Origin of the sequence: Fulvimarina manganoxydans, from assembly GCF_900176465.1 — a bacterium.
Lineage (GTDB): Bacteria > Pseudomonadota > Alphaproteobacteria > Rhizobiales > Rhizobiaceae > Fulvimarina > Fulvimarina manganoxydans.
Genome location: NZ_FWXR01000003.1, coordinates 275,135 through 291,360, shown reverse-complemented (window position 1 = coordinate 291,360; position 16,226 = coordinate 275,135). Strand labels below are relative to the sequence as shown.

Annotated in this window: 17 protein-coding genes; 6 read left to right on the top strand and 11 right to left on the bottom strand. The window is 61.7% G+C overall.

Annotated features, from left to right (window positions below; all coding sequences use genetic code 11):
* Nucleotides 1-48: 48 nt before the first annotated feature.
* From accD to B9A15_RS05820, 5 genes are all read right to left on the bottom strand, one after another.
* On the bottom strand, nucleotides 49-987 hold the full coding sequence (gene accD, locus B9A15_RS05840) for an acetyl-CoA carboxylase, carboxyltransferase subunit beta (RefSeq protein WP_084409086.1): 939 nt from the start codon (nucleotides 985-987) through the stop codon (nucleotides 49-51).
* A 56-nt stretch (nucleotides 988-1,043) separates the two neighbouring features.
* The gene (gene trpA / locus B9A15_RS05835) at nucleotides 1,044-1,877 is read right to left on the bottom strand and encodes a tryptophan synthase subunit alpha (protein ID WP_084409085.1); all 834 of its coding nucleotides are present in this window, start codon (nucleotides 1,875-1,877) and stop codon (nucleotides 1,044-1,046) included.
* Nucleotides 1,878-2,089: 212 nt separating this feature from the next.
* Nucleotides 2,090-2,416, bottom strand: coding sequence for a divalent-cation tolerance protein CutA (gene cutA / locus B9A15_RS05830; protein ID WP_084409084.1), 327 nt, complete (start codon nucleotides 2,414-2,416; stop codon nucleotides 2,090-2,092).
* Between the two features lie 157 nt (nucleotides 2,417-2,573).
* Complete coding sequence (gene trpB, locus B9A15_RS05825) at nucleotides 2,574-3,794, bottom strand: tryptophan synthase subunit beta (protein ID WP_084409148.1); 1,221 nt, start codon at nucleotides 3,792-3,794, stop codon at nucleotides 2,574-2,576.
* A gap of 55 nt (nucleotides 3,795-3,849) precedes the next feature.
* Nucleotides 3,850-4,506, bottom strand: a complete 657-nt coding sequence (locus B9A15_RS05820) for a phosphoribosylanthranilate isomerase (protein ID WP_084409083.1) — start codon at nucleotides 4,504-4,506, stop codon at nucleotides 3,850-3,852.
* Nucleotides 4,507-4,702: 196 nt separating this feature from the next.
* Here B9A15_RS05820 and B9A15_RS05815 point away from each other — a divergent pair, with 196 nt between their 5' ends.
* Nucleotides 4,703-4,888, top strand: a complete 186-nt coding sequence (locus B9A15_RS05815; protein WP_084409082.1) for a hypothetical protein — start codon at nucleotides 4,703-4,705, stop codon at nucleotides 4,886-4,888.
* A gap of 226 nt (nucleotides 4,889-5,114) precedes the next feature.
* On the opposite strand, the gene yacG is transcribed toward B9A15_RS05815, so the two are convergent.
* The 4 genes from yacG to B9A15_RS05795 form a co-directional block, all read right to left on the bottom strand.
* Nucleotides 5,115-5,315 (bottom strand): DNA gyrase inhibitor YacG, encoded by a 201-nt coding sequence (yacG, locus tag B9A15_RS05810; RefSeq protein WP_084409081.1) that lies wholly within the window; start codon nucleotides 5,313-5,315, stop codon nucleotides 5,115-5,117.
* A complete protein-coding gene (locus B9A15_RS05805; RefSeq protein ID WP_084409080.1) occupies nucleotides 5,312-6,034 on the bottom strand; it encodes a Maf-like protein in 723 nt (240 codons plus the stop codon). The genes yacG and B9A15_RS05805 overlap by 4 nt, the downstream gene beginning before the upstream one ends.
* A 54-nt stretch (nucleotides 6,035-6,088) precedes the next feature.
* Complete coding sequence (gene infA, locus B9A15_RS05800; RefSeq protein ID WP_019994787.1) at nucleotides 6,089-6,307, bottom strand: translation initiation factor IF-1; 219 nt, start codon at nucleotides 6,305-6,307, stop codon at nucleotides 6,089-6,091.
* Nucleotides 6,308-6,620: 313 nt separating this feature from the next.
* Nucleotides 6,621-7,367 (bottom strand): L,D-transpeptidase, encoded by a 747-nt coding sequence (locus B9A15_RS05795; RefSeq protein WP_084409079.1) that lies wholly within the window; start codon nucleotides 7,365-7,367, stop codon nucleotides 6,621-6,623.
* A 274-nt stretch (nucleotides 7,368-7,641) separates the two neighbouring features.
* On the opposite strand from B9A15_RS05795, the gene cueR reads away from it, so the two are divergent.
* Entirely contained in the window at nucleotides 7,642-8,037 is a 396-nt protein-coding gene (gene cueR / locus B9A15_RS05790) for a Cu(I)-responsive transcriptional regulator (RefSeq protein ID WP_084409078.1), read from the top strand.
* Nucleotides 8,038-8,120: 83 nt separating this feature from the next.
* On the top strand, nucleotides 8,121-8,606 hold the full coding sequence (locus B9A15_RS05785; protein WP_084409077.1) for an MmcB family DNA repair protein: 486 nt from the start codon (nucleotides 8,121-8,123) through the stop codon (nucleotides 8,604-8,606).
* Nucleotides 8,607-8,645: 39 nt separating this feature from the next.
* Here the strand turns inward: B9A15_RS05785 and B9A15_RS05780 are convergent, their stop codons facing one another.
* Both B9A15_RS05780 and B9A15_RS05775 read right to left on the bottom strand, forming a co-directional pair.
* Nucleotides 8,646-9,182 (bottom strand): ActR/PrrA/RegA family redox response regulator transcription factor, encoded by a 537-nt coding sequence (locus B9A15_RS05780; protein WP_084409076.1) that lies wholly within the window; start codon nucleotides 9,180-9,182, stop codon nucleotides 8,646-8,648.
* 376 nt (nucleotides 9,183-9,558) lie between these two features.
* Nucleotides 9,559-10,923 (bottom strand): ActS/PrrB/RegB family redox-sensitive histidine kinase, encoded by a 1,365-nt coding sequence (locus B9A15_RS05775; protein ID WP_084409075.1) that lies wholly within the window; start codon nucleotides 10,921-10,923, stop codon nucleotides 9,559-9,561.
* A 284-nt stretch (nucleotides 10,924-11,207) separates the two neighbouring features.
* On the opposite strand from B9A15_RS05775, the gene B9A15_RS05770 reads away from it, so the two are divergent.
* The 3 genes from B9A15_RS05770 (at nucleotide 11,208) to B9A15_RS05760 (ending at nucleotide 16,183) form a co-directional block, all read left to right on the top strand.
* Complete coding sequence (locus tag B9A15_RS05770) at nucleotides 11,208-11,702, top strand: YciE/YciF ferroxidase family protein (protein ID WP_084409074.1); 495 nt, start codon at nucleotides 11,208-11,210, stop codon at nucleotides 11,700-11,702.
* 332 nt (nucleotides 11,703-12,034) lie between these two features.
* A complete protein-coding gene (locus B9A15_RS05765; RefSeq protein ID WP_084409073.1) occupies nucleotides 12,035-13,960 on the top strand; it encodes a methyl-accepting chemotaxis protein in 1,926 nt (641 codons plus the stop codon).
* Between the two features lie 441 nt (nucleotides 13,961-14,401).
* A complete protein-coding gene (locus B9A15_RS05760; protein ID WP_084409072.1) occupies nucleotides 14,402-16,183 on the top strand; it encodes an SLC13 family permease in 1,782 nt (593 codons plus the stop codon).
* The last annotated feature ends 43 nt before the right edge of the window (nucleotides 16,184-16,226 follow it).

Genomic DNA, 16,226 nt, shown 5'->3' with positions numbered 1-16,226 from the left:
GCGGAAGACCAGCCTGAAAGGCGGCGCAAGATCGCGCCCCGCAGGATATCAGCTCGGTTGCGCCTCGGCTTGTTTGACGTCCTTCTCGGTCAGGCTCGCCGCCTCAACGCTGCCGTCGCTCGACGCGGCCGCATCCGCCGGCGTCTTGGTCAGGAGTTTCAAAAGCCCGGCGATCTTCGCCTTCAACTCATGGCGATGGACGACCATGTCGACCATCCCGTGCTCCATCAGATATTCGGCCCGCTGGAAGCCTTCCGGCAGTTTTTCGCGGATCGTCTGCTCGATGACCCGGGCCCCGGCAAAGCCGATGACCGCGCCGGGCTCGGCGATATGCACGTCGCCAAGCATCGCATAGGAGGCCGACACGCCGCCTGCCGTCGGGTTGGTCAACACGACGATATAGGGAAGTCCCGCTTCCTTCAGCATCTCGACGGCGACCGTCGTGCGTGGAAGCTGCATGAGAGAGAGAATGCCCTCCTGCATGCGGGCGCCGCCAGAGGCAGAGAATAGGACCAGCGGACGGCGCTCTTCGATCGCGGTCTCGAAGCCGCGGACGATAGCCTCGCCCGCCGCCATGCCGAGAGAGCCGCCCATGAAAGCGAAATCCTGAACCGTCGCGACGATTGGCAGACCTTCGATCGCACCCTTTGCGACGAGAACCGCATCATCCATCTCGGTCTTGGCGCGATACTCCTTCAAGCGATCGGTGTAGCGCTTAGAATCCCGGAATTTCAGCGGGTCGCTCGCGACTGGCGGCAGATCAATCGTCTCGAAGGCGCCGTCGTCAAAGAAGGCCGTCAGCCGGTCCTTCGCGCGAATCTTCATGTGGAAGCCGGAGGACGGGACCACCCACTGATTGGCTTCGAGATCCTTGTGAAACACCATTTCACCGGTCTCGGGACATTTGATCCAGAGATTGTCCGGCACTTGCCGAGGACCCAGAAGGCTGGAGAATTTCGGACGGACGTAGTTGGTGATCCAGTTCACGGGGCTCAGGCCTTCGTCAGCATGTCTCGTTTCAGTGTGCGGATGTGGTCTATCCGTCAGGCTTTCGCAAGTCGCGCGGCAGAAACACCCTTCGAGAGCTCGCCCACGATGCGCAGGACGTCGGAAACTGTCGTCTCGCCCGCATGTCCGTTCACAAGCGAGGCCTCGATCGCCGAAACGATCGCCGAGCCGACGACGACGCCATCGGCTCCCTTGCCGATCTCCTCGGCCTGTTCAGCCGTCCGGACGCCGAAGCCGACGCAGACGGGAAGACTGGTATGGCCCTTGATCCGTGTGACGGCAGCCGCGACCTTGCCGGCGTCCGGGGCAGCTGCGCCGGTGATCCCGGTGATCGAGACGTAATAAACGAAACCGGACGTGTTCTTCAGCACAGCCGGGAGGCGCTTGTCGTCGGTCGTCGGGGTCGCAAGGCGAATGAAGTTGAGCCCGGCCTTCAGAGCCGGCAGGCAGAGCTCCTCGTCCATTTCCGGCGGCAGATCGACGACTATGAGGCCGTCAACGCCGGCATCCAACGCGTCACGGACGAAAGCGTCGACGCCGTAGATATAGATGGGGTTGAAATAGCCCATGAGGATTAGCGGGGTCTGTGCATCGTCGTCCCGGAAGGAGCGGACGATGTCGAGCGTCTTCTTCAGGCTCGCACCGGCCTGAAGCGCTCGAAGGCCCGCTTTCTGGATCGAGGGACCATCGGCCATCGGATCGGAGAAGGGCATGCCAAGTTCGATAATGTCCGCACCGGCGCCCGGCAGAGCCTTGACGATGTCGAGCGACGTCTGATGATCAGGATCGCCTCCCATGACGAATGTCACGAGCGCCGGACGTCCCTCGTTCTTCAATTTCGCGAAGCGGTCCTCGATGCGTGTCGTCATGGCTGTCTTTCAGGCGCTGTCTTCGGGCGAACCAGGGCCGGTTTGGAGGTCGCCTTGATGCGACCGGCCCAGTCTGTGTGATGCGCTCCTTACGCCATTCGCCGCAGCCATGCCAAGCATAAGCCGCCTTTGGCCTCATGCTTTCGCCCGAACGCAACCCACCATTCGCATTTGGCATTGATGGCGCGGACATTAGCTTTCGGGTTAGGTGTTCAAGCCTCGCCCGTACAGGTCTCGACGATCCAGGCGACTGTCGCCTCGTCCGCATAATCGGGCTTGAAACCGATAATAGCGGGTGTCTCGTAACTGTGGCTTTCACGGATCACCGCCGCGACCTTGTCGAAAAAGTCGCCACGCGTCTTGATGACCAGCGGGCTTTCATCGCCTCGATGCTGCTTGCCGCCATACCAATAGCGGCTGTCGATATCCTTGCCGATCTGGCAACAGGCCGCGAGCTTCGCGTCCAGCAATTGATGCGAGAGCTGACGCGCCTCCTCGAGAGTCGAGCAGGTCACGTGGATATCGACGATTTCAGTCATGATCGGCTGCCATTCGGTTTGCTGCCACCCAAGGGGTCAAAACCGGACATAAGATCGGTATGAGACTGTTCAATCCTTCAGCCAAGGGTGACGGCCGGAGATTGACGTCACAAGACGCCTTCTCCGCTATCGTAAGGGATGAAGCAGGTCTCCGGCGTCAGAGATCGACGCCCAGATGTTTGGCGGCGGTGAAGACGTCCTTGTCCCCTCGCCCGCACAGATTCATCAGGATGATCTGGTCCTTGTCCATCTGCGGAGCGCGCTTGACCACCTCTGCGAGCGCATGGGCCGGCTCCAGTGCCGGGATGATACCCTCGGTGCGAGTCAGAAGCTGGAAGGCCGATAGGGCCTCGTCATCCATGATCGGCACATAATCGACGCGGCCGGTCTCCTTCAGCCATGAATGCTCAGGCCCGATGCCGGGATAATCGAGACCGGCGGAGATCGAATGGCCTTCCTTGATCTGCCCATCTCCCGTTTGCAGGAGATAAGTGCGATTGCCATGGAGGACGCCCGGCGAGCCAGCCGTCAGAGACGCGCAATGCTCTTCGCCGTCGAGGCCCTTGCCGCCGGCTTCGACGCCGACGATGGAAACGTCCTTGTCGTCGAGGAAGGGGTGGAACAGGCCGATCGCGTTTGAACCGCCGCCGACGGCGGCCACGAGCATGTCCGGCAACCGGCCTTCAGCGGCGAGCATCTGCTCCTTGGCCTCCTTGCCGATCACCGACTGGAACTCGCGCACGAGTTCGGGATAGGGATGCGGGCCGGCGGCCGTGCCGATCAGATAATAGGTCGAATCGACATTGGTGACCCAGTCGCGCAGCGCCTCGTTCATGGCGTCCTTCAGCGTGCCATGGCCAGCCGTCACCGGTTTCACCTCAGCGCCGAGCAGCTTCATGCGGAAGACATTGGGCGCCTGACGCTCCACGTCGGTGGCGCCCATATAGACGACGCAAGGCAGGCCAAAGCGGGCACAGACCGTTGCCGTCGCCACGCCGTGCTGCCCGGCCCCGGTCTCGGCGATGATCCGCGTCTTCCCCATCTTGCGGGCGAGCAGGATCTGGCCAAGGCAATTGTTGATCTTGTGCGAACCGGTGTGATTGAGCTCATCGCGCTTGAAATAGATCTTCGCGCCGCCGAGTTTCTCGGTCAGCCGTTCCGCGAAATAGAGCGGCGACGGCCGGCCTGTATAAGTCGCGTTGAGGCCGTCGAGCTCGCGCTCGAACTCAGGGTCCTTTCGCGCCGTCTCCCAAGCCTCCTGCAGATCGAGGATCAGCGGCATCAGCGTCTCGGCAACGAAGCGGCCGCCGAAAATGCCGAAGCGACCATCCTCGTCGGGGCCGGCGCGGAAGGAATTCGGTGTGAGAGGCTGGTTCATCGTCTTGGAGACCTTCAATTCAAAAGGGGCGCTTGGCAAACGACATGATGGGCGATCAAGCGGCGCGCTCAAGCGAGCGTTCGAGAGCGTCGAAAAACGCATGAATGCGCCCGATATCCTTGACGCCCGGCGCGCTTTCGACGCCAGACGAAATATCGAGGCCGGCCGGACGCGCAATCCGCAGCGCATCCGAGACATTGTCGGCGTTCAGACCACCGGAGAGCATGAAGCCGATCGCGGGGTCAAGCGCTGCAAGGATCTGCCAGTCGAAGGACAGCCCATTGCCGCCCGGCAGCACCGAGCCTTTTGGGCGCTTGGAATCGAGAAGCAGCGCGTCGGCGACCGGCCGATAGGCGTCGACTGGCAAGAGATCGTCATAGGTGGAGACGGCCAGGGCCTTCATGACTTTCAGGCCAGAGCGATCCTTGATGGCGGCGACGCGCTCGGGGCTTTCCTTGCCATGCAGTTGCAACCAATCCGGCCTGACCTCACCGCAGATTTTGTCGACGAGATCGTCACCCGGATCGACAGTCACGATAACGATCTGCGCCCGGCCGCGCGCGATCTCGGCGAGCTCCGCCATCGCACTCAAAGCCAGATGGCGCGGGCTTCGTTCGAAGTGGACGAAACCCACATGGCTCGCGCCGCGCAAAATCGCCGCATCCAGTGCCTCAGGGGACTTCAAGCCGCAAATTTTCACGTCGAGCGTCAAAGCGCCTCTCTTTCCGCACCATTCCTCTCTGCAAAGCTATACACCCGGCAAAGGGCCAAAATCGACCCTTTCGAGCGGAGCTGGAGCCAGATGACGCGGAGCAGCGGAATATAAGCGCTCAAATCATAAACCAGTTGAAAGACGCGACGGATTAAGCGTGCGAATCTACCCGAACCTCGCGCGATGGAGACCGCCCGTGTCCACCGAATCCGATCGAGAATTGGCCGAGCTTGTCGGTGACGCGCTTCGATCCCTGGAGATCGTCAGAGCCCCCAAAAGCGACGAGAGTTATGGCCGCATCCTCGGTGAACTCGCCGATGGCGGAGAAGTGACGTCGATCGTTCCCGCCGAAGCAGATCGGGAAAACGGCGCGGCTTCTTGATCGTTCGCGTGTTCATGATCGATTGCTGACGAACGAGCCGAACGTTCCCTGACCGGCTCCGCCGAGGTCATGCGACTGCAGTCCCTCGACCATTCTCTTTCAACCAATCGCCAAGCCGACGGAATTGGAACGCAGGGCAAAGAAGTGCGTGCCGGTTTGTCGGCCACCCGGCGAGGCGTCAAAGCCATCAACAGCATCTGCCGGCGCCGATTGATCGCCTGACGCTTTAGTCCTCCGCGTCGTGTCCCTGATCGGATGAGACCGCGGGTCCGGGAATCACATAACGCCCAGACAGCCAGCGATTGAGATCGACCGACTTGCAGCGATCGGAGCAGAACGGAAAATGCACGCGATCGGCAGCGCGGCCGCATTCCGGACAACGGCGCTTCGGACGAAGCGGCGTCACCTTGGCGTTGTCACCACTCATGCTCGCACCTCCTGATCGCCTCGAATCTCGGCGGCGTCCGTTTCTTCCGTTTCGGTGACGCGCTCGTCCTCCGTCTCACGGAGCGCCTGCGAAGGACCGACCTCGTCGTCCTCATCAAGCGACAGGCCGCTCCGTGAATCGATGTCGTAGCCCTCGCCGGACAGAAGATTGACCGTCTCATAGAGAGGCAGTCCGACCACATTCGAATAAGATCCCACCAGACGAACGACGAAGGAATCCGCGCGCCCCTGGATTGCGTAGCCGCCCGCCTTGCCCCGCCATTCGTCCGAGGCGATATATCGCTCGATATCGATCCGCGAGAGGCGCTTGAAGCGCACGCGTGTCTCCACCAAGCGCTGGCGCAAGGCGCCGCGCGGCGTAATCAGAGCCACACCCGTATAGACCCGATGCGAGCGCCCCGACAGCATTCGCAGACTCGCCACCGCATCGTCGATGATCTCGGCCTTGGGAAGGATATCTCGGCCGACGCTGACCACCGTATCGGCGGCGAGAATATAGGCGTTGGCATAATTCAGCTGATCGACGCGCTTGGCTGTCGCCAAGGCCTTATCCTTTGACAGGCGCTTGGCCAGCGAACGTGGGTGTTCGCCGCGCGCCGGGGTCTCGTCGAGATCGGCGGGCATCATCTGGTCGGGCTCGATTCCGGCCTGCTGGAGCAAGGCCAGGCGCCTCGGCGAAGCAGATGCGAGAACGAGCATGAAAGGCCTCGGGCGTCGTTGAGCGAGTAAAGAGCGGTCCGATCCGAACGGCTCTCACTTGAAGCGGTAGGTGATCCGACCCTTGGTCAGGTCATAGGGAGTCATCTCGACGAGGACCTTGTCACCGGTCAGAACGCGGATGCGGTTCTTGCGCATGCGGCCCGCCGTATGGGCGATGATCTCGTGGTCGTTCTCCAGCTTGATGCGGAAGGTCGCATTGGGCAGGAGCTCGGTGACGACACCGGGAAATTCCAGGACTTCTTCTTTAGCCATTCGCTATCCTAACTCATATCCTGACGACGACGAGCCGCCCAAGGCGGCCCGCGAATATCCATCTGTGGCGCGCATTCAGCGCGTCATCTAAACGGGGATTGGGCTCTAGATCGTAAGAATCGGGAGAAAAAGCAAGTTGCGCCAATGAGAATGGCACCCTTGGACCCGAACGCGACCGGCAGAACAGGCGGCGAGTCTAATTGCATGGGAGGCGCGCCGACATGAAAAGGCCGGACATCTCCCCCGAGATGCCCGGCCACGGCGTCCCCCGCCGTCGATTCGTTGCCGTCAGCCTTATCAGCTGAACATGGCCTCAACGTTGCGCAAGCCGCTCATTGCCCTGCTTGACGATGACCTTGGCCTTGAGCGGAACGCGCTCATAGAGATCGATCACGTCCTGGTTGATCATGCGGATACAACCTGACGAAGCGGCTGTTCCGATCGTCCACCATTCCGGCGTGCCGTGAATGCGGAAGAGCGTGTCGCGACCGTTCTGGAAGAGATAGAGAGCACGGGCGCCGAGCGGGTTGGTGAGGCCTGGCTCCATACCGCCATTGCGATACTCTTCGAGTTCCGGCTTGCGGTCGATCATCTCTGCAGGCGGATGCCACTTAGGCCAATGCTGCTTCGAATTCACGTAGGCATCGCCCGCCCAGGAAAAGCCGGCGCGGCCGACGCCGATGCCGTAACGCATCGCCATGCCGTCGCCTTCGACGAGGTAGAGGAAGCGATTCGGCGTGTCGATGATCACCGTGCCGGGCTCGTGCTGAGCACCCTCCGGGAAGGAGACGCGCTGGCGCAGATATTGCGGATCGATCTTCTGCGCGGGCACGGCCGGCAACGCATAGCCATCGTCGACCATGGCGGCGTAGTCGGGATTGGTCACGGCATTGACGCTGCCGCTGACCGGCATGGACGTCGGCGCGGTATAGGCCGCAGCGACCTCCGCGGACATTGGCGGGACGCTGACGACCTTCGAACGATTGGTCGCCGAGCAAGCCGACAGCGCCGCAAGCGCAAGGAGGACCGCACTGGCCCTGAGAATGGAATGAGTCGTCATCAGTCTGGCCACTTAAGGTGATGGGCCGCGCATTAGAAGCGCGCTCTACGGGTCCTGGTCGTTACGCAACGCGAGAAACAAGGCGCATCCAGGACGAAGCCTTCGTGAAACTGGATAGGCGCCTGCGACTTGCGAGGCAATGTCGAGAGCATGGCATTCCATGGTTAAGAAAGGTTTTGTTGCGATGCCGACACAGTTGACGCCCCCCACTTTCGCCTCATCTCACGCCAGAGGGTCGCCAGACGCGCGGCAGCCGAAAAAGACGAGGACGATCATGAACATCGGCGAAGCGTCGAAGCGCTCGGGCCTGCCGCCGAAGACGATCCGATACTATGAACAGGTAGGGCTGTTGCGTCCGCGCCGCGCGTCCAATGGCTATCGGGACTATGGCGATCGGGACATCCATATCCTTCGCTTTCTGCAGCGCTCGCGCTCGCTCGGCTTTTCCATCGAAGAAGCCCGCCATCTCCTCTCCCTCTACGCCGACGAGAATCGCCATTCCCAGGACGTGAAGACCGTGACCCGGCGACGCATTAGCGAGATCGATCGGAAGATCGAGGAATTACAGAGCCTAAAACGCGCGCTTGCCGAACTCGAAGAGCGCTGCCACGGAGACGCCGCTCCCGACTGTCCGATCCTGGAAGAAATCGGCGGTGCGAAGAAACTCTGACAAGCGGCTCCGGCCCTTCGACAATCGGACGTTCGTTCTTCTTTTGTCTTGCCGCGTGATTCGTCTTGCGCCATAAACGATCCATGCCCCTGGTCTCGCCTTTCCCATACGAGCCTTTAATCGACGGTCGCCAATCGGATCGTGCCATGATGGTCCGCAGGGGTGTCCAACGTCTGATGATTGCGCGGCGGGTATCCGTGCTTCCCGAACTCTCGCTCGCTTCGGGACGGCGCGCCGATCTCGTCTGCCTGTCGGAAAAGGGCGAGATCACAATCGTCGAGATCAAGACGTCGATCGAGGACTTTCGCGTCGATACGAAATGGCCGGACTACCGCCTCCATTGCGACAAGCTTTACTTCGCCACCCATCCCGGCGTGCCGCGCGAGATCTTTCCCGAAAGCTGCGGGCTCATCGTCTCGGATGGTTATGACGCCGAGATTCTGCGGGAGGCAGAGGAAGATAAACTCGCTCCCGCGACGCGCCGCGCCATGACGCTGCGCTTTGCCAAGGCCTCGGCAGACAGGCTCCTGAACGCGGAATGGGCCGCCAATCCGTTCTTTACGGACTGACGGCCCCGCCAAAACGTCAGGCGATGCTTCCGACTACGGTCAACGCGGCGCGCGCTTGGCGAGAATGCGCTGCAAGGTCCGGCGATGCATGGAAAGGCGCCGTGCCGTCTCAGAGACGTTGCGGTCGCAGAGCTCGTAGATGCGCTGAATATGCTCCCAGCGAACGCGGTCTGCAGACATCGGGTTCTCCGGCGGCTCCGGTCGCTCATCCGGTTCGCGCATCAAGGCGGCAATGACTTCGTCGGCATCGGCTGGCTTTGCGAGATAGTCGATCGCACCGAGTTTCACTGCAGTCACGGCCGTCGCGATATTGCCATAGCCGGTGAGAACCACCGCACGCGCATCCTCGCGCGCGCTGCGCAAAGCCTGGACGACATCGAGCCCGTTGCCGTCGCCAAGCCGCATGTCGACAACCGCGTAGGCGGGAGCTGACGCCTTGAGAGCCGCGATGCCCTCGCTGACGCCTTCGGCGGTGGTCACCGCAAACCCGCGCTGTTCCAGAGCCCGGCTGAGCCGTTGCAGGAAGGGTCGATCGTCATCGACGAGAAGCATCGACATGTCACCGGTAGGCGCCATGGCGGGGCGTGGAGCGAAGGCTGTTTCTGTCTGCATGGTCAACTCCCATTCGCGGCCCGGTCGAGCAGTATCGCCGGAGAGGACGAAGCACGACTGCCGAGGTTCAACGTGCCTTCGGCAGCGACGGACTGCCAAGACCCAGACCGCCAATGCTCCTAGCAAAGAACTGTTCATGTCTGAATTGGTCCATGCAACCGCTCCGTTCAATGGGTAAATTCGTTTGGATGCGACCGTTCCGGCTAAATGTTCCGTGATCGCAAACCGAAACTTGATTCGTTCAGGGACATTTCGCTTCGATGAAGAGCGAGGTTTGATCCCAATGCGCGTCGAGACGGCCCCAAAACCGTTCCGGCGCTGTCTAAGCCCATTCGCTCGCTCAGACGTCGGGTTCGTCGAGATCGATCCCATAGGGGTGTACGGCTTCGAAAGCCGATCGGGTCCAGGCGATAGTGACGATCGCACCCGATGCGCCATCATATTCGCGATTGGCGAAGGTGATGTCCGCCCCAGATCGCTCCAGGAGCGTTTTGGCGATGAAAAGGCCCAAGCCAAGACCGCCGCCATTGCGCCGCTCGCCGCGCAAGCGGTCGGACATATAGGGATCGCCGATCCGGGCGAGCACGTCGGGATCGTATCCCGGTCCATCGTCGGCAACGGTGATCGTCACACGTTCGTGGCTCCAGGCCGCCCGAATCGTGACAGAGCCTGATGCGAAATCCACCGCGTTCTCGACGATGTTGCCGAGGCCGTAGACGACGCCGGCATTGCGACGCGTCACGGGTTCGGGGCCGTCGCGTTCGACTTCGACCGAGATCGAGACGCCGAAATGGCGATGGGGCTCGGCGACTTCGTCGATCAAGGCGAGCATCGTCAATTGCGCCATATGGCTCTCCGACGATGACGAGAGCGAGGAGAGCCGACGCAGGATTTCGCGGCATCGTTCCGATTGCTGCAAGAGAAGATCGACGTCTTCGCGCATCGGGCTCTCGCGTGGCACCGTCCGCGCCATTTCCTTCGAGACGAGCGCAATCGTCGCAAGCGGCGTGCCCAGCTCATGGGCGGCCGCGGCAGCAAGGCCGTCAAGCGCGGAGAGATGTTGCTCGCGCTGGAGTACGAGCTCCGTGGCACTGAGCGCGTCGGCGAGAGCTCGGGATTCGGCTGCGACGCGATAGACATAGGTCGCCGAGAAGATCAGCGTGCCGACGATCGCATACCAAAGGCCCGCAACATAGATCGGCGGCAGGGAGAAAATCACGCCATCGGGCCATGGCAATGGCAAGTGGAAAACCGCGAGAAGCGTCGCGGCCAGCGCGGCCAGCACACCGAGGCCGAGCGTCGTCGCGGGGGGCTGGGTCGCCGAGGCGATCAGAGTCGGGACGATCAAAAAGACCGAGAATGGGTTGTGGATGCCGCCGGTCAGAAAGAGGAGGCCGGTTGGCTGGAGAATGTCGAATGTCAGAACCCCAGCCGCCGCCATCGGCGACAGGCGCCGACTCGCCGGGTATCGTGCCGTCAGCCAAAGATTGAGGCCGATGGACATCGCGACCAGGCCGAGACAGGCCCAGACGGGGAACGGCCACCAGACACCCCAGGCGACAAAGACAATCGTGGCGACCTGCCCGGCGACCGAAAGCCAACGCAGGCGCACGAGGGTCGCCAGCCGTAGACGCTGGCTTTCCCGCATCGTCGTGGTGAAGCTCGGCAGGCTCAGATTGAAACTGTCGCGATTGGTCGCATCCATGGATGGCGGGCCCCTATATGGCAAACCGGCGGCGGTGACGGGCGCCCGATGCGCGAGCGATAGGCAGTCGCAGGATCTACAGGCTTCCGCGTCCCGCAGACATGGGGCGCAAAGGCGCAGGCGCCAGGACCCCTCCTCTCCTCAGATGCGGACGACTTTACCGTTCCCACCCATGACCGGCCGCCCGCGACGCACTTTCCGGACCGACCCTTGCGAAGTGGAACCAATCGGCCTCGGAGGCGCTAACGGGGCACGCAAACACCAATCGAAGGGAGGCCCCACTCATGGCCCTCGACAGTCTCAAGGACCTCTATCTCGACCAGGCCGAGGACATATTCAGCGCGTGCAAGCAGTCCGAGGCCGCGACGCGCGAGCTCGCCTCGGCCGCCAATGACAGCGACCTAAAGAAAGCGCTCGAAGCCGGCGTCGATGGCATAGAGGACGGCATGAAGACGCTGACCGAGATCATCCGCAGCCACGGCGGCGATCCGAAGGGCGAATTCTGCAAGGGCATGGAAGGCCTGGTAAAGGAGGCGCGTGCCCATGGGATCGAGGAGGAGATCAGCGATCCGCACGTCCGGGACGCCATGATCATCACCCAATATCAGCGCATGACCCATTATGCGATCGCCGGCTATGGTTGCCTCCTGGCCTTCGCCGATCGTCTTGGCCTCAAGGACGATGCCGAGAAGCTGCGAAAGGCGCTTGAAGCCACGCGTCATGGCGACAAGACCATGACGGAGCTCGCGACCGGCGGCATCAACAAGGCCGCGGCCTGATCGGCTTTTATGAACGGCCGATCGTCGCTCAGACGATCAAGCAAAAGAGGGCTGTCGGTTCCGACCGGCGGCCTTTTTTTTGTTTTGGCCAGCATGCCTCGTCGATCAGCGTTTTTCATCTCTTTTTGGATGTGTCGATAGACAGACGAGTTACCCACCTGCTCCGCCCAATGCTAAGCAATACCGTCTAAAGGCAAGCTTTCTTAACCAATAGAAGGCAGGATGTCCGATGGGACCAGCCGGGCGGATGGCGAAGACCCTGTTGCAACTTCTCGATCGAAGCTCTTAGCAGCCACATCCGTCAGGCGATGAGGGTGGGACACGGTACGACAATGCGATTCAAGACTCCCTTTTCGGGCTCGGACGCCGAGCATATCCTGGAAGCCGTCGGCAAGACGCTGATCATGATGGAAATGGATCTCGACGGGACGATCCGCTCCGCCAACAAGATGTTCTTCGACTATTTCGACTTCGATGCGAAGACGATCGCCGGCCGACCGCATTCGACCTTTCACGACGCCGACTATGCGGCGAGCGCCGAATATCGAACGATGTGGCAAAAGCTCGCGGCAGGCGAATTCCAGTGGTGCGAAGCCAAGCGCCGGAATCGCTTGGGCGAATGGGTCTGGATGCAGGTCTGGTACTACCCGATCCTGGGTCGAAACCAGAAGCCCTACAAAATCGTCATGCTCGCCGCCGATGTGACCTATGAAAAGGTCCAGCATGCCGAGGCGCAAAGCCAAATCGACGCCATCGACAAGGTCCAGGCGATCATCGAATTCTCGATCGACGGGACGATCCTGAGGGCCAATCGCAAGTTCCTCGACTGCATCGGCTATGAACAGAACGAGATCGTCGGCAAGAAGCACGCGCTCTTCATCGACCCTGCCGAGGCCGGGACGCCTCAATATCAGGAGCATTGGCAGAAGCTGACGCGCGGTGAAGCGGTGACGGGTGAGTTCCGGCGGATCGGCAAGGGCGGACGGGAGGTCTTCATCCAAGGTTCCTACAACCCCGTCTTCGATATGCAAGGGCGCGTCGCCAAGGTGGTGAAATACGCGACCGAGGTGACGGGTCGAGTGATCGCCGTCAGGGCGATCGGAAACGGTCTGCGCGACCTTGCCGTTGGCCAGGTCACGCAGCGTATCCAGACCCCCTTCATTTCCGAACTCGAACAGCTGCGGACGGATTTCAACGCCTCGATGCAGGCTTTGGAGGACGCACTTCGCCAGGTCGGCGAAACCGCCTCCTCGATCAGCGGCGCAACCTCGGAAATCCGCGTCGCGTCGGATGATCTGTCCCGCCGCACCGAACAACAGGCGGCCTCGGTCGAACAGACGGCTGCTGCGCTTCAGGAACTAAGCGATACCGTCCGTCAGTCGACCCAGAAAGCCGTCCAGGCCGGCGATCTCGTTACGCGCACCAAATCGGGCGCGGAGAAATCCGGCGAGGTGGTGCGCCACGCCGTCGAGGCGATGAGCAAGATCGAAGCCTCCTCCGATCAGATCGTCTCGATCATCGGCATGATCGACGACATCGCATTCCAGACCAATCTTCTGGCGCTGAATGCCGGCGTCGAGGCCGCGCGTGCAGGTGAGGCTGGCAAGGGCTTTGCCGTTGTCGCCCAGGAGGTCCGTGAGCTTGCCCAGCGCTCGGCGAATGCGGCCAAGGAGATCAAGGATCTGATCAATCAGTCGAGCGAGCAGGTCAAGGAAGGCGTCGGCCTCGTCGGCGAAACCGGCCGCTCCTTGGAGACGATCGTCGCCGAGGTCAAAGCGATCGACGAGAATGTACGGGCGATCGTCGAAAATGCCCGCAATCAGGAGACGGGTCTTTCGGAGATCAACAAGGCGGTCGGCTCCATCGACGAAGGGACCCAGCAGAACGCCACGATGGTCGAAGAGACCGCCGCAGCCTGCGGGCATCTGGCATCTCAGGCCGGCGATCTGACCGAGCTTCTGAGCCGTTTCGACATCGCCCAGACCAAGGCGGCAAGCCTGGCACGCCCATCGGCGCCTCGCGCGGCATCGGGTTTTACGCCCGCCGCTGCCAAGCCGAAACTGCCGGCGGCAAAACCGACTGCCATTAAGGCGATCAAGCCGGCTTCCGCCGTCTCGCGGCCGGCCGCATCGCCGGCCCGAAAGCTGGTCGGCTCCCTGGAAAACGCCTTTTCGGGCGGGCGTCCGGCCGGTGGGTCCGGCGGCGGCGCGGCAAGGGCCGCGACCGCACGCGCCGAGGACAGCTGGGAAGAATTCTGATCGGATAAGCCGATCACCACCTCTCGGTCGAGCGCGCCCGGCTGACACCGTCTGCGCTCATGCTTCGGGTGCTCGGTTCCGAGACCGGAAAATCCTCAGCGGTCTGAACCATTCAGCATAGGGGGCTGCGAACCGACGCGTTCGTGGCCCCTTTTCGTTGCGTCTCGAAGTGCGGACGAATGGTGGTCAGCGTCTTGCCCGCATGAGGGAAAGCGGCTCAGACGCCGCTTCCAATCCCAAACGATCGCTCGATCGATCAAAACCCGAAGATATGGGTAGCGATGCCGAAGATTTGCGGCGGCTCGGCCCCTTGCCGGCTGGCGAGATCGCGCGAGGTTTGACCCGTCACGCAGGTCATGGCGTGCCGATGCCGGCCGAACGCTTCGCATCGCACCGCTTTCGAGCCTGATCTCACCTCCTGCTTCGCTTTTCGGGCAATTGATGGCTGACTTTCTGACCGACTATTCGGCCTATGTGGGACTTGCGATCATCGTCGCCGTCTTCGTCGGCTTTGCTTTGGAGCGCTTCCCGCCGGAAGTGATCGCTTTGGCGGGCGCCGTCTCCTTCATGGTGCTCGGCTATATGAACAGTGCCGAGATCTCGACGGTCTTCGCCAACCCGGCGCCGATTACCATCGCCGCCATGTTCGTGCTGTCCGGCGCTCTCTTGCGCACGGGAACCCTCGAAGCGGCGGCCAGTTGGCTCGTATCGCGCGTCGACGAACGTCCGGCCGGGACGCTGATCATCCTGACGATCGGCGTCATGATCGCCTCGGCCTTCATGAACAACACGCCGGTCGTCATCGTCATGATCCCGATCATGGTCGAGATCGCGCGGAAGCTGAACATGGGTTCATCCCGGCTTTTGATGCCTTTGTCCTTCGTCACCATTCTCGGCGGGACCTGCACCCTCATCGGCACCTCGACAAACCTCCTCGTCGATGGTGTGGCACGGCAACAGGGCCTCGAAGCTTTTTCGATCTTCGAGATCACGCCGATCGGCCTTTTCTCCGCCGCCGTTGGCCTCGTTTATCTAACGATCGCCGGCCCGCTTCTTCTCCCGGACCGCACGAGCCCCGATCAGACCCTCGACGAAACCGGCGAGGACAAGTTCCTCACCGAGATCGTCGTGCGGGACAAGTCCAACGCCATCGGCCGAGCGGTCAAGGATATCGGCAGTCTGGCCGCCCGGGGCATCAAGGTGGTGGCCGTCAAGCGCGGCAACGCCACCTTCAGACGCGAGATCGCCGATATCGTCGTGGAAAAAGCCGATCGCATCGTGCTGTTCGCCACGGCGGAAGAGTTGTTGACCCTCAATAACAGCGAGAATTATCGGGTCGCCCGCGTTTCGCGCCAGAACGAGAGCGAAGACCGGGTCGTGGTCGAAGCGACCGTCGCGCCCCATCGGCGAGGGATCGGCCGCAAGATTGCCGAACTGATCGGAATTTCCGGCTCCGGCGTCGCGGTTCTTGGGGTCCAGCGCCATCGCCACAGCCCCGGCCCGTCGCTGCAGGAAACCCGCCTTCGCCCGGCCGACAGGCTGCTTTTAGAAGGTCCGGCCGATGCCATCGCCCAAGTTGCCGAGGCCAATGATCTGATCGGCGTCGATATTGCCAGGGCCCGGCCCTTTCGCCGCCATAAGGCACCGCTGGCAATCGGAGCACTCGTCGCCGTCGTGGCCCTTGCCGCCTTCAATGTGGCGAGCATCCAGGGTCTCGCCTTTGTGGCCATTGCCGGCCTTCTCCTCTTGCGTGTCCTCGATTCGGACGAAGCCTGGCGTTCGATCCGGGCCGATCTCCTCATCCTCATCTTTGCCATGCTCGCCATTGGCGAGGGTCTTGCGAGGACAGGCACGGTCGACCTCATCGTGTCCATCGTCGAACCAGCGATCGCGAACGCTCCGCCCTTCGTCGTCCTACTTCTGATCTATGCCCTCGCATCGCTCCTGACGGAGATCGTCACCAACAATGCGGTCGCCGTTATTATAACGCCCGTGGCGATAAGCCTCGGCAACTCAGTTGGGATCGAGCCACGCGCGCTGGTTGTCGCGGTCATGTTTGGTGCCTCGGCCTCCTTTGCGACCCCGATCGGCTATCAGACGAATACGCTCGTCTATGCGTCCGGCAACTACCGTTTCATGGACTTCGTGCGGATCGGAGCGCCGATGAACATCATCGTCGGCATTGCGAGCTGCATCGCCATTTCGTTCTATTACGGCACCTAGAGCGCCAGGCGATAAATCAGACTCGCCCGGTGCCCTCTAAATC